This window comes from Marinobacter sp. SS5-14b, assembly GCF_030541005.1.
In the GTDB taxonomy this organism is placed as follows: domain Bacteria; phylum Pseudomonadota; class Gammaproteobacteria; order Pseudomonadales; family Oleiphilaceae; genus Marinobacter.
The window spans coordinates 281,936-304,715 of sequence record NZ_JASSVM010000005.1 but is presented as its reverse complement, the minus strand read 5'-3'; the positions used below and the strand labels follow the sequence as shown (position 1 = coordinate 304,715).

The window sequence follows — 22,780 nt, the reverse complement described above, 5'->3', positions numbered from 1 at the left end:
GGAACCACCTGATCCCATCTCGAACTCAGAAGTGAAACAGACCTGCGCCGATGGTAGTGTGGCGTTGCCCATGTGAGAGTAGGTCATCGTCAGGCGCCTAATACCCAAACCCCCGATAGCTCCGCTGTCGGGGGTTTTTTATTGGCCGAATGACTCCGACACCTCCCTCAAACCAAGAAGTGATATACTCCTGCCATTAATCTAATCCAAGTTTCTGATGGGAGCCCTCCAATGGCCGCACCTGATCACCTGGTCATTTTCGATACTACCCTCCGGGATGGCGAGCAGAGCCCTGGCGCCACCATGAACAAGAATGAAAAGCTTCGCATTGCCAAGGCGCTCGAAAAGCTCCGCGTTGACGTGATTGAGGCCGGCTTCGCGATTGCAAGCCAGGGTGACTTTGAGGCTGTCAAGGCGATCGCTGAAACCATTAAGGGCTCAACCATTTGCAGTCTTGCTCGTGCCCTGGATAAAGATATCGACCGGGCTGCGGAAGCGATTCGTCCGGCGGTTCAGGGGCGCATTCACACGTTCATTGCCACGTCTCCGATTCACATGAAGCACAAGCTTCAAATGGAGCCAGACGACGTTGTGGCACAGGCTGTTAGGGCGGTGAAGCGTGCGAGGAGCCACGTTGATGACGTTGAATTCTCGTGTGAAGACGCTGGCCGCTCAGAGCTGGATTTTCTGTGTCGTATTATCGAAGCCGCGATCGATGCGGGTGCCCGCACCATTAATATTCCTGACACCGTGGGCTACGCGATTCCCGAGCAGTTTGGCGAGACCATTCGTCAGCTCTTGAACCGAGTGCCTAACGCTGACAAAGCCATATTCTCCGTGCATTGCCACAACGACCTTGGTCTCGCGGTGGCTAACTCCCTGGCGGCCGTTACAAACGGGGCAAGGCAGGTAGAGTGCACCATCAACGGGCTGGGAGAGCGGGCGGGTAATGCCTCGCTTGAAGAAATCGTGATGGCGGTTCGCACTCGACAGGATCTGTTTAGTATTGACACCCGGGTAGATGCCCAGCACATCGTTCCGGCTTCCCGTCTGGTATCAACCATTACTGGCTTTCCGGTGCAGCCTAACAAGGCGATTGTCGGTGCCAATGCGTTTGCTCACGAATCCGGGATTCATCAGGACGGCGTGCTCAAGCACCGCGAAACCTACGAGATCATGAGGGCTCAGGACGTTGGCTGGCATACAAACAGCCTGGTTCTGGGCAAGCACTCTGGACGGAATGCATTCCGTACCCGCTTGCAGGAGCTGGGTATCCAGTTTGATACCGAAACCGAGCTCAATGAGGCGTTTACCCGCTTCAAGGCCCTGGCTGATTTAAAACATGAGATCTTCGATGAAGATCTGCAGGCCATCGCCAGTGATACCAAGCAGAAAGAAGAAGTGGGTCGTTATGGCCTGGCGTGCATGCAGGTGTGTTCTGAAACCGGCGTTGTCCCCCGTGCCAGGTTGACACTGACGGTGGATGGGGAAGAACACACCGTTGAAGCGGAAGGCAGCGGCCCGGTGGATGCTGCGTTCAAGGCTATTGAGTCTCTTGTGGATTCTGGCTGCAATTTGCAGCTGTATTCGGTGAACAACATCACCAGTGGTACCGATGCTCAGGGCGAAGTGACGGTCAGGCTTGAGCGTGGCGGTCGAATCGTAAACGGGGTTGGTTCGGATACCGACATCATTATTGCCTCGGTCAAAGCCTACATCGAAGCGCTGAATCTGGTGACCTCCGGCGGGATTCGGCAGCACCCACAGGTGGCTGATGTCTGAATGGATGCATCTCGAGCGGCGTTCGTTTAGTGGAGCCTTCCGGTATGCAGGCTGAAGCAGTTCGTCAGTTCTATCTGGGCGCGGCCGGGATTACCATGTGGTATGCCCGGGAGCCTTTGCCCGGTGCGGCGCCGAGCCCGGCCTATGATTTCGGCACGGCTGAGCCTGCCAGCGTGGCGCACCAAAAAGCTATGGCCGAAATCGCTCCTTCGAGAAAGAGCGATCTGGAAACAGCGACGCGTGGCAGAGATAAAATTGCGCACCTGCAAAGTCTGATGTCGGCGGTTGAAAAACCGACCCAAAAAACCAGAGTGAAGCCAGCTCCGGAGCCGGAAACGGTTCCTGAGCCTGCCCGTGATATCGCGGCAGAGGCGATAGTGAAGGTTGAGCAGGAACTTTCAGGCGAGCACGCCGAAGCTCCGGCAGACACCGTATTTGATGTGCCCCGTTTACGCCTGCAAGCCTGGGCAGGATCTGGCGTTGTGCTCATTGCCAGCATCTCTGAGGAAAGCAGTCTGTCACTGCAGGAGTCGCTGGCAATCAATATATTACGCAGTCTGAATGAGCGGTCCCCCATTGTGTTGGGCGCTGTGCATTGGCCCCTGTTCAATAATCTGAAGGTAAGCCTTAACCGCTCCGATCATCTTGTTGATGTCCTGCGTTCTTGCTTTCGGGATGTGGCCGATAAGCACGTCATTGTCTTGGGTGAGGGCGGTCCATGGCTTGAAAGCGCGCTTTCAAAGCAACCGAACGTGGTGTTCCCGGGCACCCTCGCAAAGCTTGCTGCGGATCCGTCACTGAAGCGGGAGCTTTGGCAGATGCTCAGATCCATGGCGGAATAATGAATGTGACTTCCGTGTTTGCGGGTGTTGGGTTGGCGGGAGCCAGGGTTCGACCTCTGGATCTCAATGATCTTCCTGACGTGCTAGAACTGGAACGGCTTGGCTACTCTCATCCGTGGACCGAGGGCGTGTTTCGGGACTGTTTCAAAGAGAGCTACCGTCTTTGGGGGTTGGTTCAGGAGGGTAGGCTGCTGGGCTATGCGGTGGTCAGCTATCTTTTTGATGAGGCTCACCTGCTGAATTTGTGCGTTCACCCCGGGTTGCGGGGGCTTGGTGCCGGCAGAAAGTTGCTCAGGCATGCGGCCTCAGCGGCGGCGAGTGAGCAGCTGGTATGTATGATTCTCGAAGTCCGGGATAGCAACAAGGCCGCCGCTGCGCTGTACCAAAGTGAGGGTTTCAGTGAAATTGGCAGGCGGCCAGGCTACTACCCGGGTGCTATTTGTCGGGAAGATGCCATTGTGATGGCGCTGCGGTTCACCTGAGCCCCCGCTAACCCGTATAATACGGCGTTTTTCATCCATTCCATTCAGGTTGCCGTTCCTATGTCTAACCTATCCAGGGAAGTGGCCAAGCGCCGCACCTTTGCGATTATCTCCCACCCGGACGCTGGTAAAACCACCATCACCGAAAAGGTCTTGCTGTTCGGGCAGGCGTTGCAGAAGGCCGGAACAGTGAAGGGTAAAAAGTCGGGTCAGCATGCAAAATCTGACTGGATGGAAATGGAGAAAGAGCGCGGAATTTCGGTAACCACATCGGTGATGCAGTTTCCCTACGGCGGCAAGTTGGTCAACCTGCTGGACACGCCGGGGCATGAAGATTTCTCCGAAGATACTTATCGGACACTGACGGCTGTGGACTCCTGCCTCATGGTGATCGATAGCGCCAAAGGTGTTGAGGAGCGAACCATCAAACTGATGGAGGTGACTCGCCTGCGGGATACCCCGATTCTGACCTTCATGAACAAGCTTGACAGGGATACCCGTGACCCGATTGAGCTGATGGATGAAGTTGAGGGTGTTCTGAAAATTGCATGCGCACCGATCACCTGGCCGATCGGTATGGGAAAAAGTTTCAAAGGTGTCTATCACCTGCTGCGTGATGAAGTCATTCTGTATCAGTCCGGTCAGGGCCATACGATCCAGGAGACCCGTTTAGTGAAGGGGCTGGATAATCCGGAGTTGGATCAGGCGCTCGGAAGCTACGCGGCAGAACTGCGTGATGAGATTGAGCTGGTCAAGGGTGCTTCCCATGAATTTGATCAGGAGGCGTTCCTCGCTGGTGAGTTAACGCCGGTGTTCTTCGGAACCGCACTGGGTAATTTTGGTGTTGATCACATGCTTGATGGGCTCATTGAATGGGCTCCGCCTCCCCAGCCCCGGGCAACCGACATAAGAACTGTGGAGCCGGCGGAAGAGGGTTTCTCGGGATTTGTGTTCAAGATTCAGGCGAATATGGATCCTCAACATCGGGATCGCATCGCGTTTGTGCGCATTGTGTCAGGCAGCTATAACCAGGGTATGAAGGCCCGTCACGTTCGTATCGCAAAAGAAGTACGTTTTTCGGATGCGTTGACCTTTATGGCCGGTGACCGGGAGCACGCTGAGCAGGCCTTTGCCGGAGACATCATCGGTCTTCACAACCATGGCACCATTCAGCTTGGCGATACCTTTACTGCGGGGGAGGATATGAAGTTCACTGGCATTCCGAACTTTGCACCAGAACTGTTCCGCAGGATTCGATTGAAAGACCCGCTGAAAGCAAAGCAGTTGCAAAAAGGCCTGATCCAGCTTTCTGAAGAGGGTGCTGTGCAGGTCTTCAGGCCTCTGAAAAATAATGACCTCATAGTTGGTGCGGTCGGTGTTCTGCAGTTTGATGTGGTTGTGGCGCGCCTCAAGAGTGAGTACAAGGTTGAGGCTATCTACGAGCCGGTCAACGTGGCAACTGCACGATGGGTTACCTGCGACGATGCGCGCAAGTTGGATGAGTTTCAGCGTAAGAGCCAGGAGAATATTGCGCTGGATGGGGGTGATCGCCTGGCCTATATTGCACCAACGATGGTTAACCTGAATCTGGCGCAGGAGCGCTACCCGGACATTATGTTCCACAAGACGCGGGAGCACTAAAGCTTAATTTGGCTGAGGTGAGTATGCGGCTGTTTGACGCCCATTGTCATTTTGACTTCCCCCGGTTTGATGGTGTCCGGGAGCGGGAGTTGGCAAACGCCGCGGCCGTGGGTGTGGGCGGGCTGGTGATCCCGGGTGTGCGTCGGGCGGATTGGGACAGGGTGAGATCATTGTCAGCTCCGGAAAACGGGCTCTGGTATTGTTTGGGTATACACCCCTGGTTTATTTCCGAACATACCCCTCAGGATCTGGCTGATCTGGAGGCATTGCTTGGTGGTCGACCGTCAGGTTGTATTGGTGTTGGTGAGTGCGGTCTGGATGCGTTGCGGGGCGACTTGTCAGAGCAGTTGCCCTGGTTTTCGGCGCAGGTGGGCATTGCTGCCAGGTTAAATCTCGCTCTGGTGGTGCATTCGGTGAAGGCTCATGATCAGGTGTATGCTGCTCTGCGATCCGGGTCCTGGCAGGGGCGGGCCTTGATTCACGGTTTTTCTGGCAGCTACCAGCAGGCAAAAAAGTTTATTGATCTTGGTTGTTATATTGGCGTGGGTGGTGTGATAACCCATGGCCGTGCCAGGAAAACCCGAGAGGCGATTGCCCGGTTGCCGGCGGACGCGTTGGTGCTGGAAACAGACGCGCCCGACATGGCGCCATCCGGGGTCCCCGTGGGGGAGAACTCGCCCACGTATCTTCCGGCTATTCTGGCGCAGTTGGCTAAGCTGCGAGGTGATAACGAAGAGCTTTTGGCTGAGGTGCTTTTGGGTAATGCGGGCCGGTTATATGGCCTGGCGCCCGAGGTTCTGGCCGCGGGAGCGGCCCCTGGATAGGGGATTAACGAAACACCAACAGGCAGGGTTGGCATTCTGAAGTGGTTCGAGTATACTTCGCGCCCTGGCTTTTCAAGGCGATGTCACTATCTCAGCCCCGAATAGTGTCACTGCCAATAAACAGGTATGAACCTCCTCCGGATGCCTTGCATGTACCGGTGGTGGTTTTTAACGTTTCTTTTAGCGTTTCAAGGCGGAATCAATGAAGACTCTGAGTGCGAAACCAGAAACCGTAAAACGTGACTGGTACGTTGTAGACGCAGCCGGCAAGACGCTGGGTCGTCTGTCAACCGAAATCGCCCTTCGTCTGCGGGGCAAGCATAAGCCTGAGTATACCCCTCACGTGGACACTGGCGATTACATCGTTGTTATTAATGCCAGCCAGGTGAAGGTTACCGGCAAAAAGGCATCAGCTAAAATGTATTACAGCCATACCGGCTTTCCAGGTGGAATCAAATCCATCAATTTCGAGAAGCTGGTTGACAAGGCCCCCGAGCAAATCATTCTGAAGTCTGTCAAAGGCATGCTTCCGAAAGGCCCGCTCGGCCGCGCCATGTTCAAGAAGCTGAAAGTGTACGCCGGCGCTGAGCATGCGCACGCAGCCCAGCAGCCCAAAGAACTCGACATTTAACGGAAGGCGAATATGTCTGTAGCACAAAATTACGGTACTGGTCGCCGCAAGTCATCCACGGCTCGGGTTTTTATCAGGCCGGGAAGCGGTAGCATCTCCATCAATGGTCGCACCATCGAAGAGTTCTTCGGTCGTGAGACTCTTCGAATGATCGTTCGTCAGCCGTTGGTGGTTGCCGGTTCTGAAGATCGTTTCGATATTACGGTTACCGTCAAAGGCGGTGGTATCAGTGGTCAGGCTGGCGCGATTCGCCACGGTCTGACTCGCGCCCTGATGGATTACGACGAAACGCTGCGCCCGTCCCTGCGCAAAGCGGGTTATGTTACCCGTGACGCTCGTAAGGTTGAGCGTAAGAAGGTTGGTCTGCGTAAAGCGCGTAAGCGTCCGCAGTACTCCAAGCGTTAATCAGCACATTGTGCCGATGGAAAAACCCGATCTTTTGGTCGGGTTTTTTTGTGCCTGAAGTCTGCACGAATTTTTGATCTGGCGCAGGGATAGGTCGAGGTGTAGACCTTTCCGGCTTGTAAGCGAGGGGTAATTTCATTACCATTTCAGCGCTTATAATTTTGGGTTGTGAAGTCCTTTTCGAAGCGCAGTTCCGGGTTTTCCGCGTCTGTGCCTCGCCTGATGGGAGAAAACCATAATGAGTAATGGCGACGTGAGCCAAGGTCGGCGCCGATTTTTGATCGGTGCCACATCCGTGGTAGGGGGTGTCGGCGTCGTCGGTGCAGCTGTTCCTTTCGTAGCGTCCTGGAATCCCAGTGCGAAAGCGGAAGCGGCCGGTGCACCGGTAACAGTCAATGTCGACAAAATTGAACCGGGTCAACAAATAACCGTTGAGTGGCGTGGAAAGCCTGTCTGGATTATCCGGCGTAGTGAGGCAATGCTCGAGAATATTGAGAAGCTGACGCCGAGAGTTAAGGATCCGGAGTCCGCTGAATCGAGCCAGCAGCCTGCATACATTACAGGAACATACCGTTCCCTGAAGCCCGAGTTTATCGTGCTCGTGGGTATCTGTACGCACCTTGGATGTGTGCCGACCTATCGTCCGGACGTGGCGCCGGCTGACCTCGGCGATGATTGGCTGGGTGGTCTGTTCTGCCCTTGTCACGGTTCCAAATTCGATTTGTCAGGTCGGGTCTTTAGCGGGCAGCCAGCGCCTCTGAACCTCGTTGTGCCGCCTTACCGGTATGACAGCGAATCGACCATGACCATTGGTCTTGATCCGGAGGCAGCGTGATGCAGAAACTTCTTAATTGGGTAGACGAGCGTCTTCCAGTCGTCGACGCCTGGAACAAGCACCTGGCGAAGTATTACGCGCCGAAGAACTTCAACTTCTGGTACTTCTTCGGATCTCTGGCGATGTTGGTTCTGGTTAACCAGCTGGTCACCGGGATTTGGCTGACCATGAGCTACAACCCTTCCGGTGAGGGTGCGTTCGCGTCAGTGGAGTACATTATGCGTGACGTCGAGTGGGGGTGGCTCCTGCGCTATCTGCACTCTACCGGCGCTTCTGCGTTCTTTGTGGTGGTTTACCTCCACATGTTCCGTGGCCTGATGTACGGCTCCTATCAGAAACCTCGTGAGCTGATCTGGATCTTCGGCATGCTGATTTATCTGGTGCTGATGGCTGAGGCGTTCATGGGCTACCTGCTGCCATGGGGTCAGATGTCCTACTGGGGTGCCCAGGTTATCGTAAACCTGTTCGGCGCAATCCCGGTGATCGGTGAGGATCTGTCTCTGTGGATTCGTGGTGATTACCTGATTTCCGGTATCACACTGAACCGCTTCTTCGCGCTGCACGTGGTTGCGTTGCCGATCGTACTGCTGGCCCTGGTTGTCCTGCACATCCTGGCACTGCACGAAGTGGGCTCCAATAACCCTGATGGTATCGATATCAAGAAGAACAAAGATGAAAACGGTATTCCGAAAGACGGCATTCCGTTCCATCCTTATTACTCAGTGCATGACTTGCTGGGTGTTGCGGTTTTCTTCTTTATCTTCTTTATTGTCGTGTTCTTCTTCCCGGAAATGGGTGGCTTGTTCCTCGAGAAGCCTAACTTCGAGCCGGCGAACAACCTGAAGACACCCGCGCATATTGCGCCGGTCTGGTACTTCACACCGTTCTACGCCATGTTGCGTGCGGTGACCGTCGACCTGTTTGGTCTGGATGCGAAGTTCTGGGGCGTTGTCGTTATGGGTGGTGCGATTGCCATTCTGTTTGTCCTGCCCTGGTTGGACAGAAGCCCTGTTCGTTCGATCCGCTATAAGGGTTGGTTGAGCAAAATTGCGTTGGTGATCTTCGCTATCAGCTTCGTTGTACTGGGTTACCTGGGCATCGTTCCGGCAACGGAAGGGCGTACTACCGTGGCTCAGATTCTGACCGCGCTGTACTTCCTGTACTTTATTCTCATGCCGTTCTATACGCGCATGGAAAAAACCAAGCCAGTGCCAGAGAGGGTGACAGGATAATGAGAAAGCTGATTTTTGGTCTTTTCATAGCGTTCCTGCCAGCCCTTGGGCTGGCGGCCGGTGCCGCGGTTCCTCTGGATGACATGACCCCGGATCACACCAATAAAGAGTCCCTGCAGCGTGGTGCTGCTCTGTTCACCAACTACTGCATGGGTTGCCACTCCATGGAATACGCTCGCTACAAGCGGGTGTCTGATGACCTGGAGATCCCGGCTGCTTTGTATGAGGAGAATTTGATTTTCACCGGTGCAAAGATCGGTGAGCTGATGAAAAACTCCATGAACAAGGATATGGCCGCGGGCTGGTTTGGTGCTCCGCCACCTGACCTGACCCTGGAGACTCGTCTGCGTGGAGAGTCTTGGGTTTATTCCTACCTGCGGGGTTTCTATAAAGACGACACACGTCCCCTGGGTGTTAACAACGTGGTATTCGATCTCGTTGGCATGCCTCATGTGATGGTGGATCTTCAGGGCCTCTGTGCGGTCAAACCGAACATTGGCGTTGATCCGTCCGTAGAGCCGCTCAGTGGCAACATCAACAACGGTGATGTTTGTCCTGAGTATGCAATCGAAGGCAGCATGTCGGGCGCCGAGTTCGATCAGGCCATGTGGGATCTGACTAACTTCATGTCCTACATGGGTGACCCGGTAAAAGTTGAGCGCGAACGCCTTGGGATCTTCGTGCTGATCTTTGTGGCCATCTTCTTTGTCTTCGCGTACCTGCTCAACCGCGAGTACTGGAAAGACGTGCATTAAGATTTAGGGTATAATCCTGAATCCTTGATTCCAGCGGGTCCTTAAGGCCCGCTGGTTTTTTGCGTTTACTGGATTGTTTCGATTTTTAGAATCGTGAGGTAGCTATATGGGCGTTGTGACCAAACGGTCATCAATGACGTTTTTCTCGGATCCCGCCAGTCATTACAGCCATCGTGTACGGATTGTGCTGGCTGAGAAAGGGGTTACCGTTGATATTGTGGATGTGGATCCCGATAACCCTCCGGCAGAATTGGCGGATCTGAATCCGTACAACGCCCTGCCTACGTTGGTAGACCGTGATCTGGTTCTGTATGAGCCGAATATCATGATGGAGTATCTGGATGAGCGATTCCCGCATCCGCCTCTCCTGCCGGTGTACCCGGTTGCTCGTGCAAACAGCCGTCTGATGATGCACCGGATTCAGAAAGACTGGTGTGGCCTTGTTGACCAGATTCTGGCCCAGCCAACCGGGAAGGCGTCTGACGCAGCTCGCAAAGAGTTGAAAGAGAGCCTTCTTGCAACGGCACCGCTGTTTGCAGAGACACCCTTCTTCCTGTCAGAAGAGTTCACTATTGTTGACTGCTGCATTGCGCCGATTCTGTGGCGTCTGCCCGCCCTTGGTATAGATCTGGGCGACAAGCAGGCGAAGCCGCTGGTGAAGTATATGGACAGCATCTTCGGCCGCGAAGGCTTCAAAGCGAGCCTTTCCGACCTGGAAGAAGATATTCGGAGCTGATGGTCAACGCCCGGATTCCGGGGCAGGAGTTGTTGTAGTGTCTGATTCAGGTATCACCATGACATCCAGCCGCCCATACCTTGTAAGGGCGTTGAACGAATGGATTCTGGATAACGACTGTACGCCTTACATTGTGGTTGATGCGGGTGTGCAGGGTGTTCAGGTGCCCACAGAGCATGTGGCCAATGGTCAGATTGTTCTGAATATCAGTTCGGGTGCAGTCCGTGGTCTCGTCATTGGTAATGGGGCGCTTGAATTCAGTGCCCGGTTTGGTGGCGTGCCGATGCAGGTGTTCATCCCACTGCAGGCAGTGATGGCCATTTATGCGAAAGAGAACGGTGAAGGTATGGTGTTTGGCAGTGAGCCAGGATTTCCCGACCCGGAAGGAGACGGAGAAAAGACATCTTCCCGTCGAGCAGATGACCGGCCTTCGGGCAGGCCGACACTAAAAGTAGTGAAGTAACAAAAAAGCCGGCTTGCCGGCTTTTTTGTTATCCGCCGAAAAGCTTTCCGTCTATCAAATCACACAGTGCATTGATGATAACCAGCATCAAGGGAGTGGCCTCATGTGGGGCAAGGTTGTTGAGGGCGACTTCGTGATCCTCAGGCAACATCAGGGAGGTGATGTCTGATTTCTCACGGGCACTCAGAACGACAACGGTCATTTCGCGGTCATGCGCGGCCTGGATCGCCTGGATCAAGTTTGCTTTGTGCCCGTCATCAACCACCACAAACAGCAAGTCGCCGGGCTTGCCGATAGCCCTGACCTGTCTGGAAAAGGTGTCGTTGAACCGGTTGTCCCTGCAGATCGCTGAGTAGGTGGTCGCATCTGCGCCCAGGTTGATCGCCGGGAGTGCTGGCCGATCCTGGTCAAAGCGGGATAACAAGGCGGTACAGAAGTATTGGGCGAGGACATTCGCATTGCCGTTGGCGCAGGCAATGATTTTTCCATCTTGCAACAGCGTGCCTACGATGGCATCTGCCACGCCTTCTATCGCGGGCCCTGCAGTCACGGCGGCTTGTGCCGTCTGTTCCATATGGTTTGCAAACCAGTAGTTAATCTTCTGTTCGGTATCGGTCATATCGCCAGTGCTAGCCTGCCTGAATTGCATTTTTAATCCATTGTACCCGGTATTTACTGGTACTTCCCGGCGTAATCCCGATGACGTCAATTCTTGCGTCCGCATCCCACAGGTTGTGTCGGTGAAGGTAAAAAGAAGCGGCTTTCAGCAAGCGTTGTTGTTTGCTCATGGTAATAGAGCTGATGGGGTCAACCAGGCTGTTGGCTTTACGGTAGCGCACCTCAAAGAAAACCAGCACCTGCTCGTCAAGGCCGATAAGGTCTATTTCTCCGCCGCGGTTGTAGACGTTGCGATCAAGTATTTCAACGCCCCGGCTGGCAAGGTAACGAGCCGCGACCCCTTCGTAATAGTTGCCAAGTGCTCTTGTGCCTTCCATGGCAGTGGCGCCTCACTCTTCAGCTTCGGGTTCCGCAGTGTCGGGGCTGGCCTGTTCTGCCGGCGATGACTCCAGAACCTCGGGAGCGCCGCTGGAGAACTTTGCCCAGAGTTGTTCGCGGTGAATGGCTCCTTCGGCTGTCATGGTCAATCTACCGGTCTGGCCGTCAATGGCTGCACCCTCAACTCGCTGAAGCAAAGGCAGTCGCTTGCTGATTTGCCAGGCATCTGCGCCCATGGCGAACAGGCGTCCAAGCTGGCCCCTGGTTCCGCTGAGGTATTCTTCGGCCTGCTCACGCAGAGGGTTTTGCTCGGCCAGCACCCAGGGAATGTCGGTGAAAGTGACGTTGTCAAGATCCCGGTCCCTGGTTGGGTTGGGGGTGCCTTCGTAAACGATGGAGGGGGCGTAGACAGGAAGGTCACCGGCGTAATAGAACGCGAAGAGGGGTTTGAACTGCCGGGCAATCGTGGGTGCCGCGACCATTACGATGCCTTCTGCATCCTGGCGGCGGCGTGGCTCGAATTCGACGTTCAGTCCTATGGTGCGCTCGACATCAATCGCCCGTTGGCGAGATGTGGTTATGCCGAGGAGGTCTGCGGTGACAGAACGGAGGTTGTCCTCCGGGAAAAATCTTTCGATGGCCAGCGCTGTAGTGCCGGTTTCCTGCATTTTGCGTGTGAGCGCTGTGGTAACCCGGTCGCCCCATTCACCATGGGGTATCAGGGCGAGAACGCGGTTAATATTTCGGGCTGCCAATCGGTTGGCAATTTGCCGCGCTTCGTCCTCTGCCGAGAGCCCGAACTGGAACAGGCCTGCGGGCACTTTGCTGTCAGCCGGCAGGTAGTTCAGGCCCAGTACCGGAACCGGAAGTGTGTTCATGGCTGCAAGCTTTGCCAGCCCTTCCTTTTCCAGTGGGCCAACGATCAGGTCTGCCTTGGTTGAGGTCAGGGCGGAGTATTGCTTGTCGAACGAGTCTCCGGAGGTGTCAATGATGCGGATGTCGGTTTTTGAGCGGTCTGCGGAGTCGTCGCTGTAGTATGCCGCAATAAAACCGTCTCTGATGGCTTTTCCGGCACTTGCCAGCGGGCCTTGTAGTGGTAAAGCCAGCACAATGTTCTCCGGGCGCGTTGCGGACAGGTCTGCCAGCAAGGCCAGTTCGGTGGGCAGTGTTTGGGCTGCAGGATGTCCGGGCCAGTTATTCTGCCATTGGCGTATCAGTCTGCCCTGGTCATCCAGGCTGGCTCCGGCGGTTCTGAGTGTCAGCCCCAATTCGAGCCACCCCTGGTTTTCAAAGCCGATGGCGTTGTCGCTGGCCTCCTTGAGGCGGTTAGCGTTGACGGTTTTCAGGTGGCTCCAGATGCTGTCATGGGTTCCTTGCGGGTTTGTGCCGCTGTCCGTCTGGCCCAGAAGGATCAGCGTCATGGCGGCATCGAGGGGTTTGCCTGCCAGTGACAGTGTTTCTGCCTGAAGGTTTGCGGCCCGGGTCATCAGCTCGGTGGGGTAGTTCAAAAAGTCTTCCGGGGTGCTTTGGGTTGTCAGTTCCCGTGCCCAGTCGCCGTCTTCAAGTTGGATCGCGCTGACCATCGCCAGCAAGCGGTGCTGGTTCTGAAGCTCACCTGCTGTCGCGCTTAAAAGGTTGTGGCGCAGTATCGTGCGGGCGGCCAAATGGTTGCCATTCGACTGGTAGTTGCTCGCCATCCGCAGCAGGTAGCGCTGAGCGACTTCCGGGTTGTTTTCGTCTGCTGCGAGTGCCAGGGCCTGCTCGGGTGTGTCGGCGACGTGGCTGTCCAGATTGACGGTGGCACAGCCTCCGGTGATCAAAAACAGCAGGGCTAGCAGAGTAAAGGCCGGTAATCGGTTGCGGTGTGTCATCATGGCAGGCTCGGTGGTCTCCGGATCATTAGGCTTGTGATGCCGCTAATTAGGTGGCAAGTTTACCAGCTCCCGGCGTATTTCACATGACGTGCCTGTCATGGGGCCGGAATTTCGAGCGGTCCAGGAATCATTGTCCGGAGTTTGTCTATGTCCAGTTCAGAGCGTGCATCCGTGAATGCCAGCGGCATGCTGTATGTTGTTGCCACGCCAATCGGTAATCTCGACGATTTATCCGAGCGCGCGCGTCAGGTTTTGGCGAAAGCGGATCTGGTGGCAGCGGAGGACACGCGTCACAGTGGCAGGCTGCTGCAGCACCTGGGGTTGAGCAAGCCCATGCTGGCGCTGCATGACCACAACGAGCGGGGTCGGGTCAGCCGTGTGCTTGAGGCATTGTCGAACGGGCAAATCGTGGCTCTGGTGTCGGACGCAGGGACTCCGCTTATTTCAGATCCTGGTTATATTGTGGTCAGAGAAGCGCGCGGGGCTGGCTTCAAGGTGTCGCCTATTCCTGGGGCCTGTGCGCTGGTGGCGGCGCTTTCAGCAGCAGGGTTGCCCACGGATCAGTTTTTGTTTGCAGGGTTTCTGCCAGCTAAGCGCGTCGGTCGCAGGTCAGCCCTTGAGGGGTTCCGTTCTCAGCCGGCGACCTTGGTGTTTTATGAGTCTCCTCACCGTATTACGGATTTGATGGAAGATGTGGTGGCGGTGTTCGGTTCAGATCGTGAGTGTGTGCTTGGGCGGGAGTTGACCAAGGCGTTCGAAACGTTTTACGCCGGCGCGGCAGCGGATGTGTTAACGAACCTTCAGGAAGATCCTCATGGCTCCCGGGGGGAGTTTGTGGTGATGATTAGGGGGAGCTCTGATGCGCCGGGAGCAGAGGCTTCAGTGGATGCGGATAGGTTACTGGCACTCCTGGTGGAAGAGCTACCGGTAAAAAAGGCGGCCAGGATTGTAGCTGAAGTGAGCGGGCTGGGTAAAAACGAGCTTTACCAGCGCGCGCTCGCGCTCAAGAGCGATTAAAGCACTTGCGTGGAGATCTTTGCAGGGGTATTGTCAGCGCCGAGCTCGCCAGACAGTCGCCGCCGGTTTTACCGGGGGAGGAAAGTCCGGGCTCCGCAGGGCAAGGTGCCAGGTAACGCCTGGGCGGCGCGAGCCGACGGAAAGTGCAACAGAAAGTATACCGCCTACGTGCCTTCGGGCGCCGGTAAGGTTGAAATGGTGCGGTAAGAGCGCACCGCGTGGCTGGCAACAGTTCACGGCGATGGTAAACCCCACCTGGAGCAAGACCAAATAGGAATCCGTTGGCGTGGCCCGCGCTGGATTCGGGTAGGTTGCTTGAGGCCTGTGGTGACGCAGGCCCTAGATGAATGACTGTCCAAGACAGAACCCGGCTTATCGGCGAGCTCGCCATTTTTCCTTTCGATACGTAATGTGTGCCCTTCTCACAATCTGGCGTTTATAGCCAAAAAATCTTAAGCCCTAGACTGGCTCTTCAGAGTTAACTGCAGGTACTTGTTTTTCCACTCTTTCTTTACGACTTTTTAACCGTGATTTTCGTTTCCCTTTTGTAACCTATTGTCATTAAAGGAACTTTTGTCGATGAGGTGTCGATTGCGGCGCTTGCATTGTCTTTTGCGTGTTTCTATAGTGTGCGGAAGTGGGAAAAAGTGGTTTCTAGTGGTTTTTTGTGGAAATAACAGCCTTGGATACGGCGTAAATGAGCAACTTTTTTGGCAGTCATGCCATCAATATGGACGCGAAGGGTCGCCTGGCGATTCCGACAAAGGTGCGCGAAGAGCTTGCGCAGCTTTGTGGTGGCCGTATTGTTCTGACCGCCAACGTTGATGAAGAACGCTGTTTGCTGCTGTATCCCGAGCCCGAATGGGAAACGTTGCGCACTAAAATTGAAGCGCTGCCCAATATGAATAAAGCCGCTCGCCGCTTGCAGCGCCTGATCCTTGGTAACGCTGCGCAGATGGAGCTGGATTCGGCGGGTCGAATTCTCGTGCCGCCGACACTTAGAAATTACGCGCACCTGGAAAAGAAACTGATGCTGATCGGCCAAGGTAAGAAGTTCGAGCTCTGGAGCGAAGAACGCTGGTTTACCTGGTTGGATGAGTCTTCTGGTGATGACGATATGCCGCCGGAAATGGAGGCGCTTTCGCTATGACCGGATCAGACACAGCATCCGACCAGAGTTTCAGGCACCGCTCAGTCCTGCTCGATGAAGCCGTTGACTATCTGGTTAACGACCCTGCAGGCCGTTACGTAGACGCAACCTTCGGTCGTGGCGGTCACAGTGGCCTGATCCTGGGGCAGTTGAATGCTGATGGTCGGCTGCTCGGCATCGACAAGGATCCGGAAGCTATTCGTGTCGCAGAGGCGTTGGCGGCCAGCGATCACCGTTTTAACGGGTACCACGGATCGTTTGCCGAGTTGTCAGATGCGCTAAACGCTCAGCAGTGGCCTGTGGTGAATGGTGTGTTGATGGATCTTGGGGTTTCTTCACCTCAGCTGGATGACGCAGCGCGCGGGTTCTCCTTCATGCGAGACGGGCCGTTGGATATGCGGATGAATCCGCAGCAGGCGCCGAGTGCCGCACAATGGCTGGCGCATGCGGACGAGAAGGAAATCGCAGATGTCATCTTTCGATATGGCGAAGAGAAGTTTTCTCGTCGCATCGCTCGTCTGGTTGTGCAGCGCAGGGTCGAGGAGCCTCTCGAAACCACCCGGCAACTCGCTGAGCTGGTTGCTGAGGCTGTGCCAAAGAAAGAAAAGCACAAGCACCCGGCCACCCGGACCTTTCAGGCTATCCGGATTTTTATCAATCGGGAATTGGAAGATCTGGAGGTCGGGCTCAAAGTCGCCGCAGATCGGCTTGCCCCTGGTGGCCGGCTGGTGGTGATCAGCTTCCATTCGCTGGAAGACCGACTTGTAAAGCGTTTCATGCGAGATCTGGCTCAGGGGCCAAAGGTGCCCAAAGGCGTGCCGGTGACTGCTGATCAGATGCAGTCGTCGTTCCGGTTGATTGGTAAGGCCAGTAAAGCCAGCGAACACGAGATAGATGAAAACGTCAGGGCCCGCAGTGCCGTCATGCGGGTGCTGGAAAGACGAGCAACTTAAGTGAATTCCCAAGGGAGCGAGACGCCATGGGCGCCGTAGCAATCGAACAACCGACGAAAACAGTCAGGCTCAACAAGGAAAGAATGCGTGAGGGCGTTGCCTCAGCCGTTCGTGTGTCGCGAGTTGTTTTTGACACAACCAGGGAGCCGCGTGTGCTGGTGTCTCTGGTGCTGGTCATGGTGCTGACCATGTCTGCGATCGGCGTTGTGATCAGCGCTCATGAGAATCGTGAGTTGTTCAATACATTGTCCAGTCTTCAGGGGCAGCGGGACGCCTATCAGCGCGAGTGGAGCCAGTTGTTGCTAGAGCAGAGCGCACTGAGTGCCCATGGGCGTGTTGAAAAACTGGCGGCTGAGCGATTCAACATGGTGGTTCCAGGGCGCCAGGATATTGTGCTGGTGCCATTGATGACGCCCGTTGCGGCGAATTAAAGAAACAACAGCAGGGTGGCCAATTTGTCCGGTCGGAGCAAACAGACAACAAGCTGGGTACAGCGAGTGTCGGCAGGATTGAAGGCCTGGCGCTTCGGCTCTGTGCTGGGCGTTTTTCTGCTTGTTGTGCTGGGTATTGGCTGGCGCCTGACAGATCTTCATGTGGTGGATAATGACTTTCTGCGCAAGCAGGGCGACGTCCGCACCATTCGTGTGGAATCGATTGATGCCCACCGTGGTGTTGTAACCGATCGACATGGTGAACCCCTTGCCGTCAGTACGCCGGTGCAAACCGTGTGGGCCAACCCATCAGAAACCGACCCTGAAGATCCTCAGCTGGCGGTGCTGGCGAGAATTCTTGAGATGCCGGAAGGTGATTTGCGCCAGCGGCTTCGCGACTATGCCGGCCGGGAGTTTATCTACCTGCGAAGAAAAGTTCAGCCGGCCCTGGCCAGAGATGCGCTTGCGTTGGGGGTTGGGGGTATTTACGCCCGGCAGGAATACCGGCGTTACTACCCGGCAGGCGAAGTGACCGCCCACGTTGTTGGTTTTACAAGTATCGATGAAAAAGGTCAGGAAGGCATTGAGCTGGCCTATAACCAGTGGCTGGCTGGCGAACCGGGTGCGAAGCGGGTGCTGAAAGATAATCGTGGCCGTGTGATCAAAGACTTGATGCTCATTCGCGATGCCAAGCCCGGGAAGGATCTGGAGCTGAGTATCGATCTGCGCCTCCAGTACCTTGCTTACCGGGAGCTCAAGGCTGTCGTCAATGCACATAATGCCCGGGGCGGCACGCTGGTCATGCTGGATGTGGACACGGGTGAAGTGCTGGCCATGGTCAATCAGGGTTCCTACAACCCGAATGACCGTTCCCAGCTGGCGGCTGAAAATCTGCGTAATAAGGCGATTACCGATTTGTTTGAGCCTGGCTCGACGATGAAACCGCTGACTATCGCTGCGGCTCTGGAGTCCGGCAAGTACAAGGTCAACAGCACCGTGGATACCTCGCCGGGCTACCGCAGATTCGGACGTTTCACGATTCGTGATCATCGAAATTACGGTGTTATGGATCTCACGGAAATCATCGTTAAATCAAGCAACGTGGGTGTCAGCAAGATAGCCACAGATCTGGGCGGAGATACGTTGAGGAATCTCTTTGCCCGAATGGGTCTTGGGCAGGCAACTGGCATCGGCTTCCCGGGGGAAGCCGTTGGTGTTTTACCCGCGCCTCCAAAGTGGCGGCCGGTCGAGGAGTCAACCCTCTCCTACGGCTATGGGGTAAGCGTGAACGCTCTGCAGCTGGCTCAGGCTTACATGGTGATCGCGAATGGTGGAATCCGGTATCCGGTGAGCCTGATGAAGCAGGATCGGCCGCCGGAAGGCCAGCGTGTTTTGTCAGAGGGTGTCACTCTTGCCGTACGGAATATGTTGAAGGAAGCCGTCGCCCGGGGCACTGGCGGCCGGGCTCAACCCGCGCTTTACGCAGCAGGGGGGAAAACAGGAACGGTTCACCTGGTGGGTTCGCAGGGCTACGAAGACAGCATGTATAAAGCCATTTTTGCTGGAATGGCTCCGGTAGACGATCCGAGAATTGTAACGGTTGTGGCCGTTGATGCGCCTCAATCCGGGGAATATTACGGCGGTGAAGTGGCGGCGCCGGTCTTTGCCCGGGTGATGGGAGATGCATTGCGACTGCTGAATGTGAAGCCTGAGCTGGAAGTCACCGGGGCAAAGTCTCCGCGTGCGGCATCCGGAGAGAGGGGTTAGCGCCATGTGCATCACATCTATCAGCACTCTGCTGCAGGGGATTGTGGACGTGCCGTCGGTTTTCGATGTCACTATTCATGGCCTGCAGACGGACAGTCGCTCGGTACGAACGGGCGACGCGTTTGTTGCTCTTGCTGGTGCGCAAACGCCTGCCGAACATTATGTTGATCAGGCGATTGCCGCCGGTGCAACGGCCATTTTGCTGGAGTCCGTGGACGCAAAAGAGTGCCATGAAAGGCAGGGTGCACTGATCGTTCCGGTGGTGGGTTTGCGATCTCAGCTGGGCCGGGTAGCCACGCGGTTTTTTGAACATCCGTCCCGCCATTTACGGGTGATTGGTGTTACCGGAACCAATGGCAAGACCTCGGTCACCCAGTACATCTCGCAGCTGCTGAGAGAAACCGGAACACCTTGTGGTGTTCTGGGCACCCTCGGGTACGGAATGCCCGGGAGCATGCAGCCAGCGACTCATACCACTCCGGATGTGGTTCAGGTCAACCGGGTGTTGAGCCGTATTCATCGGGATGGTGGCCGGGCAGCGGTGATGGAGGTGTCGTCCCACGCTCTGGATCAGGGCCGCATCGACAAATTAACCATGACCGGGGCGGTTTTTACCAATCTTACCCGTGACCATCTGGATTATCACGGCACCATGGAGGCCTATGGCGAGGCCAAGGCCCGGTTGTTCCAGCGCGAGGAGCTGCATTTCTCCGTGATCAATTTTGATGATCCGTTCGGGCGTCAGCTTTACCGGCAACTTGAGGGTCTGTGTGACAGGGTCCGGTATAGCCTGCATGAAGCCCAGACTGAATTGTGGCTAAAGGAATTTACCCCGACCGAGTCGGGTTTCCGTGCACTCGTGGATGGCCAGTGGGGTGAATTTGAATTGCAGGCGCCGTTGCTCGGAAGTTTCAACGCCAGCAATGTACTGGCGTCTCTGGCGACGGTGCTGACACTCGGTGTGCCTCTGGATCGAGCCGTTGAGGCCTGTTCACGGTTATCGCCGCCGCCAGGCCGCCTGGAGCGGTTTACCGCTGCTGACGGCAGGCACGTTGTCGTGGACTACGCCCACACGCCGGATGCTTTGGCCAACGCACTGGCGGCGCTTCGGCCCCATGCCAAAGGCAGGCTGATTTGTGTGTTCGGGTGTGGCGGCGATCGCGATCCGGGTAAGCGCCCGGAAATGGCCGCTGAAGCCGAGAAGCGTGCAGATCTGGTCATCGTAACGGATGACAACCCTCGTTCAGAAGATCCGGCCCGGATAGCGGCTGACATTGTTACAGGCTTTTCCGGGGGCAATGACTATCGGGTGGTGCACGACCGGGCCCGCGCTATTGCCGAAGCGGTTGCGCTGGCCGGCCCCGAGGATTTGGTGCTGGTTGCCGGAAAGGGGCACGAGGCATGGCAGGAAGTCGCAGGTCAGAAGTTGCCTTTCAGTGATGCCGAGCAGGTCCGCCACCACCTGAACCTTAATGGAGGTGTGGCATGATGCGCGCCTTCTCGCTAGCGGAAGCTTGTCGCTGGCTGGATGCCGTCCTGGCGGGTACGCCGGTTGATGTGGAATCTCTGCAGTTCACCGGTGTATCTACCGATACTCGTGAATTGGAAGAGGGCCAGCTCTACGTGGCGCTGCGTGGCGACCGTTTTGACGGCCACTGCTTCCTTGAGCAGGCCAAGGCCCTGGGAGCCGTTGCGGCAGTCGTCGACACCCCTGATGAGTCTGTGGCCATGCCTCAGCTTGTTGTCAAAGACACGGTGGCAGCCCTGGCGAATCTGGCTGCGGGTAATCGTAATCAAAGCCATGCCCGGCTGGTTGCGATTACCGGGAGCAGTGGTAAGACAACCGTGCGCCAGATGACATCGTGCATCCTGGAAACGATGGGGGCGACGCTGGCGACGGAAGGTAATCTGAACAACCACATTGGCGTTCCGTTGACGATGTTCCGGCTGGCGCCACAGCACGAATATGGTGCTATCGAACTTGGAGCCAGTGGCCTGGGCGAGATTGCTCATACGGTTGCCATTGTGCGCCCTCGGGTGGCGATTCTGACCAACGCGGGTCAAGCGCATCTGGAGGGGTTTGGCAGTTATCAGAATATCGTGACGGCCAAGGGGGAAATTATTGATGGTGTTGCCGAGGACGGTGTGGTGGTGCTCAATCGTGACGATCCGGCCTTTGAGCAATGGCGCGCGCGCGCTGGAAAGCGCCGGGTAGTCTGTGTGTCACGGCAGGACCACCCGGAGGCAGATTACCGGGCCTCGGTTCGCACTGCGGCTGACCAGAAGCTGACCATGGACGTTTGTGGCCCCGGCGACTGGCATTGTGACGTTTCGGTGCCGCTTGTCGGTGAGCACAACGTCTCCAATGCGTTGCTGGCGATTGCTGCCTGTCGGTCGCTTGGGGCGACGGATGAGCAGTTGCTGCAGGGGCTGAGTCGTGTTGAGGCCGTCAAAGGGCGGCTCCAGGTACTGACGCCGACGCAGGGCCTGACGTTGATTGACGACAGCTATAACGCCAATCCGGCGTCCATGAAGGCCGCACTGGATGTTTTGTCTGGCTATTCGGGTGTTCGCGTCGCGGTTCTGGGCGCCATGGCGGAGCTTGGTCCACACGCTGATGATTTGCATCGGGAAGTGGGCGCCCACGCAAAACAAAAGGGTATTGACCGTTTACTGGTGGTTGGTTCCGGTGGCGAAGGATATACCGACGGTTTCGGGCCGAGTGCCGAACAATTTCAGAGTCATGAGCTGGCCGTCAACGCCATCCTGGATGGCAGGCCTGGCACGATGACCGTGCTGGTGAAAGGTTCTCGCAGTTCCGCCATGGATCGCGTGGTGGAGGGAATTCAGAAAAAGGTGACAAACGCATGCTGCTCTGGCTGACAGAGGTTCTATCTCAACATTTTTCTGCGCTGACGGTGTTTCAGTATTTGACCGTGCGCGCCATTCTTGGCGTTCTGACGGCGCTGTTGATTTCGTTGCTGATTGGCCCGGTGATGATCCGAAAGCTCAGCCAGTACCAGATTGGCCAGGCGGTTCGCGACGATGGTCCGCAAACCCATCTCAGCAAAGCGGGTACGCCGACCATGGGCGGTGCGCTGATCCTGGTCGCCATTGCGGTCTCCACACTGCTGTGGGCAGACCTCAGCAACCGTTATGTCTGGACAGTGTTGCTGGTTACTCTGCTGTTTGGTGCGATTGGCTGGGTTGATGATTACCGCAAAGTTGTTGAGCGCAATCCGCGAGGCCTTCCGGGCCGCTGGAAGTATTTCTGGCAATCCCTGATTGGCGCGGCGGCGGCGGTGATCCTTTATTCCACAGCGTCGCTGCCCCAGGAAACCTCGTTGTACCTGCCGTTTCTGAAGGATGTGTCGCTCACGCTCGGGCCGGTGATGTTCATTCTGTTGACCTACTTCGTGATTGTCGGCAGCAGTAATGCCGTCAATTTGACGGACGGTCTGGATGGTCTTGCCATTATGCCGACCGTCATGGTTGCGGGCGCTTTGGCGGTTTTTGCCTATGTGTCCGGCCATGCGCAGTTTGCGAACTACCTGCTGATACCCCAGCTGCCTGGTGCAGGTGAGTTGATTGTATTCTGCTGCGCTCTGGTGGGGGCTGGCCTCGGATTTTTGTGGTTCAACACCTATCCGGCCCAGGTGTTCATGGGTGATGTGGGTGCACTGGCGCTGGGGGCAGCACTCGGCGTGGTGGCGGTGATTGTCCGGCAGGAAATTGTCTTGTTCATCATGGGCGGTGTGTTTGTGATGGAAACCGTGTCGGTGATTCTTCAGGTGGCCTCGTTCCGCCTGACCGGCCGCCGGATATTCCGGATGGCGCCGCTGCATCATCATTTTGAATTGAAGGGTTGGCCTGAGCCACGGGTAATCGTGCGCTTCTGGGTCATTACAGTGGTTCTGGTTCTGATTGGCCTCGCCAGTCTGAAAATCCGATAGGACGTTGCTAC

At 56.1% G+C, this 22,780-nt stretch carries 23 protein-coding genes, 1 rRNA gene and 1 other RNA gene; 22 read left to right on the top strand and 3 right to left on the bottom strand.

Annotation, left to right across the window (positions count from 1 at the left end; all coding sequences use genetic code 11):
- The 13 genes from rrf to QPL95_RS13550 form a co-directional block, all read left to right on the top strand.
- Nucleotides 1-95 (top strand): 5S ribosomal RNA (gene rrf, locus QPL95_RS13610); the annotation flags it as partial.
- Between the two features lie 136 nt (nt 96-231).
- Nucleotides 232-1,782 (top strand): 2-isopropylmalate synthase, encoded by a 1,551-nt coding sequence (locus QPL95_RS13605; protein WP_303291527.1) that lies wholly within the window; start codon nt 232-234, stop codon nt 1,780-1,782.
- A gap of 44 nt (nt 1,783-1,826) precedes the next feature.
- Nucleotides 1,827-2,624 carry a hypothetical protein gene (locus tag QPL95_RS13600; protein WP_303291526.1) on the top strand — a complete coding sequence of 266 codons (798 nt, stop codon included), beginning with the start codon at nt 1,827-1,829 and terminating at the stop codon, nt 2,622-2,624.
- Complete coding sequence (rimI, locus tag QPL95_RS13595; protein WP_303291525.1) at nt 2,624-3,106, top strand: ribosomal protein S18-alanine N-acetyltransferase; 483 nt, start codon at nt 2,624-2,626, stop codon at nt 3,104-3,106. Before QPL95_RS13600 ends, rimI begins: the two co-directional genes overlap by 1 nt.
- A gap of 60 nt (nt 3,107-3,166) precedes the next feature.
- Nucleotides 3,167-4,747 carry a peptide chain release factor 3 gene (gene prfC, locus QPL95_RS13590; protein ID WP_303291524.1) on the top strand — a complete coding sequence of 527 codons (1,581 nt, stop codon included), beginning with the start codon at nt 3,167-3,169 and terminating at the stop codon, nt 4,745-4,747.
- A 23-nt stretch (nt 4,748-4,770) separates the two neighbouring features.
- A complete protein-coding gene (locus QPL95_RS13585; RefSeq protein ID WP_303291523.1) occupies nt 4,771-5,571 on the top strand; it encodes a TatD family hydrolase in 801 nt (266 codons plus the stop codon).
- 202 nt (nt 5,572-5,773) lie between these two features.
- Complete coding sequence (gene rplM, locus QPL95_RS13580) at nt 5,774-6,202, top strand: 50S ribosomal protein L13 (RefSeq protein WP_303291522.1); 429 nt, start codon at nt 5,774-5,776, stop codon at nt 6,200-6,202.
- A gap of 12 nt (nt 6,203-6,214) precedes the next feature.
- Nucleotides 6,215-6,607, top strand: coding sequence for a 30S ribosomal protein S9 (gene rpsI, locus QPL95_RS13575; RefSeq protein ID WP_303291521.1), 393 nt, complete (start codon nt 6,215-6,217; stop codon nt 6,605-6,607).
- 238 nt (nt 6,608-6,845) lie between these two features.
- Nucleotides 6,846-7,442 carry a ubiquinol-cytochrome c reductase iron-sulfur subunit gene (petA, locus tag QPL95_RS13570; protein ID WP_303291520.1) on the top strand — a complete coding sequence of 199 codons (597 nt, stop codon included), beginning with the start codon at nt 6,846-6,848 and terminating at the stop codon, nt 7,440-7,442.
- Nucleotides 7,442-8,674 (top strand): cytochrome bc complex cytochrome b subunit, encoded by a 1,233-nt coding sequence (locus QPL95_RS13565; RefSeq protein WP_303291519.1) that lies wholly within the window; start codon nt 7,442-7,444, stop codon nt 8,672-8,674. Before petA ends, QPL95_RS13565 begins: the two co-directional genes overlap by 1 nt.
- On the top strand, nt 8,674-9,429 hold the full coding sequence (locus QPL95_RS13560; RefSeq protein WP_303291518.1) for a cytochrome c1: 756 nt from the start codon (nt 8,674-8,676) through the stop codon (nt 9,427-9,429). Before QPL95_RS13565 ends, QPL95_RS13560 begins: the two co-directional genes overlap by 1 nt.
- A 106-nt stretch (nt 9,430-9,535) precedes the next feature.
- A complete protein-coding gene (locus tag QPL95_RS13555; protein WP_303291517.1) occupies nt 9,536-10,165 on the top strand; it encodes a glutathione S-transferase N-terminal domain-containing protein in 630 nt (209 codons plus the stop codon).
- 37 nt (nt 10,166-10,202) lie between these two features.
- On the top strand, nt 10,203-10,628 hold the full coding sequence (locus tag QPL95_RS13550) for a ClpXP protease specificity-enhancing factor (RefSeq protein WP_303291516.1): 426 nt from the start codon (nt 10,203-10,205) through the stop codon (nt 10,626-10,628).
- A gap of 28 nt (nt 10,629-10,656) precedes the next feature.
- On the opposite strand, the gene QPL95_RS13545 is transcribed toward QPL95_RS13550, so the two are convergent.
- From QPL95_RS13545 to QPL95_RS13535, 3 genes are read right to left on the bottom strand one after another with little or no spacing between them, the layout of a single operon-like run.
- The gene (locus QPL95_RS13545; protein WP_303291534.1) at nt 10,657-11,247 is read right to left on the bottom strand and encodes an SIS domain-containing protein; all 591 of its coding nucleotides are present in this window, start codon (nt 11,245-11,247) and stop codon (nt 10,657-10,659) included.
- A 10-nt stretch (nt 11,248-11,257) separates the two neighbouring features.
- Entirely contained in the window at nt 11,258-11,623 is a 366-nt protein-coding gene (locus QPL95_RS13540; protein WP_303291515.1) for a YraN family protein, read from the bottom strand.
- Between the two features lie 12 nt (nt 11,624-11,635).
- Entirely contained in the window at nt 11,636-13,498 is a 1,863-nt protein-coding gene (locus QPL95_RS13535; protein ID WP_303291514.1) for a penicillin-binding protein activator, read from the bottom strand.
- Between the two features lie 147 nt (nt 13,499-13,645).
- Here QPL95_RS13535 and rsmI point away from each other — a divergent pair, with 147 nt between their 5' ends.
- The 9 genes from rsmI (at nt 13,646) to mraY (ending at nt 22,769) form a co-directional block, all read left to right on the top strand.
- Nucleotides 13,646-14,515 (top strand): 16S rRNA (cytidine(1402)-2'-O)-methyltransferase, encoded by an 870-nt coding sequence (gene rsmI / locus QPL95_RS13530; protein ID WP_303291513.1) that lies wholly within the window; start codon nt 13,646-13,648, stop codon nt 14,513-14,515.
- 40 nt (nt 14,516-14,555) lie between these two features.
- Nucleotides 14,556-14,906: RNase P RNA component class A (rnpB, locus tag QPL95_RS13525), an RNA gene on the top strand.
- A gap of 306 nt (nt 14,907-15,212) precedes the next feature.
- On the top strand, nt 15,213-15,665 hold the full coding sequence (gene mraZ, locus QPL95_RS13520; RefSeq protein ID WP_303291512.1) for a division/cell wall cluster transcriptional repressor MraZ: 453 nt from the start codon (nt 15,213-15,215) through the stop codon (nt 15,663-15,665).
- Nucleotides 15,662-16,618: a 16S rRNA (cytosine(1402)-N(4))-methyltransferase RsmH gene (gene rsmH / locus QPL95_RS13515; RefSeq protein WP_303291511.1), complete on the top strand. Its 957-nt coding sequence runs from the start codon at nt 15,662-15,664 to the stop codon at nt 16,616-16,618. Before mraZ ends, rsmH begins: the two co-directional genes overlap by 4 nt.
- Before the next feature lie 26 nt (nt 16,619-16,644).
- Nucleotides 16,645-17,049 (top strand): cell division protein FtsL, encoded by a 405-nt coding sequence (ftsL, locus tag QPL95_RS13510; RefSeq protein WP_303291510.1) that lies wholly within the window; start codon nt 16,645-16,647, stop codon nt 17,047-17,049.
- A gap of 15 nt (nt 17,050-17,064) precedes the next feature.
- Nucleotides 17,065-18,816, top strand: coding sequence for a penicillin-binding protein 2 (locus QPL95_RS13505; RefSeq protein WP_303291509.1), 1,752 nt, complete (start codon nt 17,065-17,067; stop codon nt 18,814-18,816).
- A gap of 4 nt (nt 18,817-18,820) precedes the next feature.
- Nucleotides 18,821-20,305, top strand: a complete 1,485-nt coding sequence (locus QPL95_RS13500) for a UDP-N-acetylmuramoyl-L-alanyl-D-glutamate--2,6-diaminopimelate ligase (protein ID WP_303291508.1) — start codon at nt 18,821-18,823, stop codon at nt 20,303-20,305.
- Complete coding sequence (gene murF, locus QPL95_RS13495; RefSeq protein ID WP_303291507.1) at nt 20,302-21,699, top strand: UDP-N-acetylmuramoyl-tripeptide--D-alanyl-D-alanine ligase; 1,398 nt, start codon at nt 20,302-20,304, stop codon at nt 21,697-21,699. Before QPL95_RS13500 ends, murF begins: the two co-directional genes overlap by 4 nt.
- The gene (mraY, locus tag QPL95_RS13490) at nt 21,684-22,769 is read left to right on the top strand and encodes a phospho-N-acetylmuramoyl-pentapeptide-transferase (protein WP_303291506.1); all 1,086 of its coding nucleotides are present in this window, start codon (nt 21,684-21,686) and stop codon (nt 22,767-22,769) included. Before murF ends, mraY begins: the two co-directional genes overlap by 16 nt.
- Nucleotides 22,770-22,780: the final 11 nt, after the last annotated feature.

What these genes read in the sequence shown, in the direction of transcription:
- QPL95_RS13605 (WP_303291527.1), top strand. Translation starts at nt 232, where the DNA reads ATGGCCGCACCTGATCACCTGGTCATTTTCGATACTACCCTCCGGGAT.
- QPL95_RS13600 (WP_303291526.1), top strand. Translation starts at nt 1,827, where the DNA reads ATGCAGGCTGAAGCAGTTCGTCAGTTCTATCTGGGCGCGGCCGGGATT.
- rimI (WP_303291525.1), top strand. Translation starts at nt 2,624, where the DNA reads ATGAATGTGACTTCCGTGTTTGCGGGTGTTGGGTTGGCGGGAGCCAGG.
- prfC (WP_303291524.1), top strand. Translation starts at nt 3,167, where the DNA reads ATGTCTAACCTATCCAGGGAAGTGGCCAAGCGCCGCACCTTTGCGATT.
- QPL95_RS13585 (WP_303291523.1), top strand. Translation starts at nt 4,771, where the DNA reads ATGCGGCTGTTTGACGCCCATTGTCATTTTGACTTCCCCCGGTTTGAT.
- rplM (WP_303291522.1), top strand. Translation starts at nt 5,774, where the DNA reads ATGAAGACTCTGAGTGCGAAACCAGAAACCGTAAAACGTGACTGGTAC.
- rpsI (WP_303291521.1), top strand. Translation starts at nt 6,215, where the DNA reads ATGTCTGTAGCACAAAATTACGGTACTGGTCGCCGCAAGTCATCCACG.
- petA (WP_303291520.1), top strand. Translation starts at nt 6,846, where the DNA reads ATGAGTAATGGCGACGTGAGCCAAGGTCGGCGCCGATTTTTGATCGGT.
- QPL95_RS13565 (WP_303291519.1), top strand. Translation starts at nt 7,442, where the DNA reads ATGCAGAAACTTCTTAATTGGGTAGACGAGCGTCTTCCAGTCGTCGAC.
- QPL95_RS13560 (WP_303291518.1), top strand. Translation starts at nt 8,674, where the DNA reads ATGAGAAAGCTGATTTTTGGTCTTTTCATAGCGTTCCTGCCAGCCCTT.
- QPL95_RS13555 (WP_303291517.1), top strand. Translation starts at nt 9,536, where the DNA reads ATGGGCGTTGTGACCAAACGGTCATCAATGACGTTTTTCTCGGATCCC.
- QPL95_RS13545 (WP_303291534.1), bottom strand. Translation starts at nt 11,247, where the DNA reads ATGACCGATACCGAACAGAAGATTAACTACTGGTTTGCAAACCATATG.
- QPL95_RS13540 (WP_303291515.1), bottom strand. Translation starts at nt 11,623, where the DNA reads ATGGAAGGCACAAGAGCACTTGGCAACTATTACGAAGGGGTCGCGGCT.
- QPL95_RS13535 (WP_303291514.1), bottom strand. Translation starts at nt 13,498, where the DNA reads ATGATGACACACCGCAACCGATTACCGGCCTTTACTCTGCTAGCCCTG.
- rsmI (WP_303291513.1), top strand. Translation starts at nt 13,646, where the DNA reads ATGTCCAGTTCAGAGCGTGCATCCGTGAATGCCAGCGGCATGCTGTAT.
- mraZ (WP_303291512.1), top strand. Translation starts at nt 15,213, where the DNA reads ATGAGCAACTTTTTTGGCAGTCATGCCATCAATATGGACGCGAAGGGT.
- rsmH (WP_303291511.1), top strand. Translation starts at nt 15,662, where the DNA reads ATGACCGGATCAGACACAGCATCCGACCAGAGTTTCAGGCACCGCTCA.
- ftsL (WP_303291510.1), top strand. Translation starts at nt 16,645, where the DNA reads ATGGGCGCCGTAGCAATCGAACAACCGACGAAAACAGTCAGGCTCAAC.
- QPL95_RS13500 (WP_303291508.1), top strand. Translation starts at nt 18,821, where the DNA reads ATGTGCATCACATCTATCAGCACTCTGCTGCAGGGGATTGTGGACGTG.
- murF (WP_303291507.1), top strand. Translation starts at nt 20,302, where the DNA reads ATGATGCGCGCCTTCTCGCTAGCGGAAGCTTGTCGCTGGCTGGATGCC.
- mraY (WP_303291506.1), top strand. Translation starts at nt 21,684, where the DNA reads ATGCTGCTCTGGCTGACAGAGGTTCTATCTCAACATTTTTCTGCGCTG.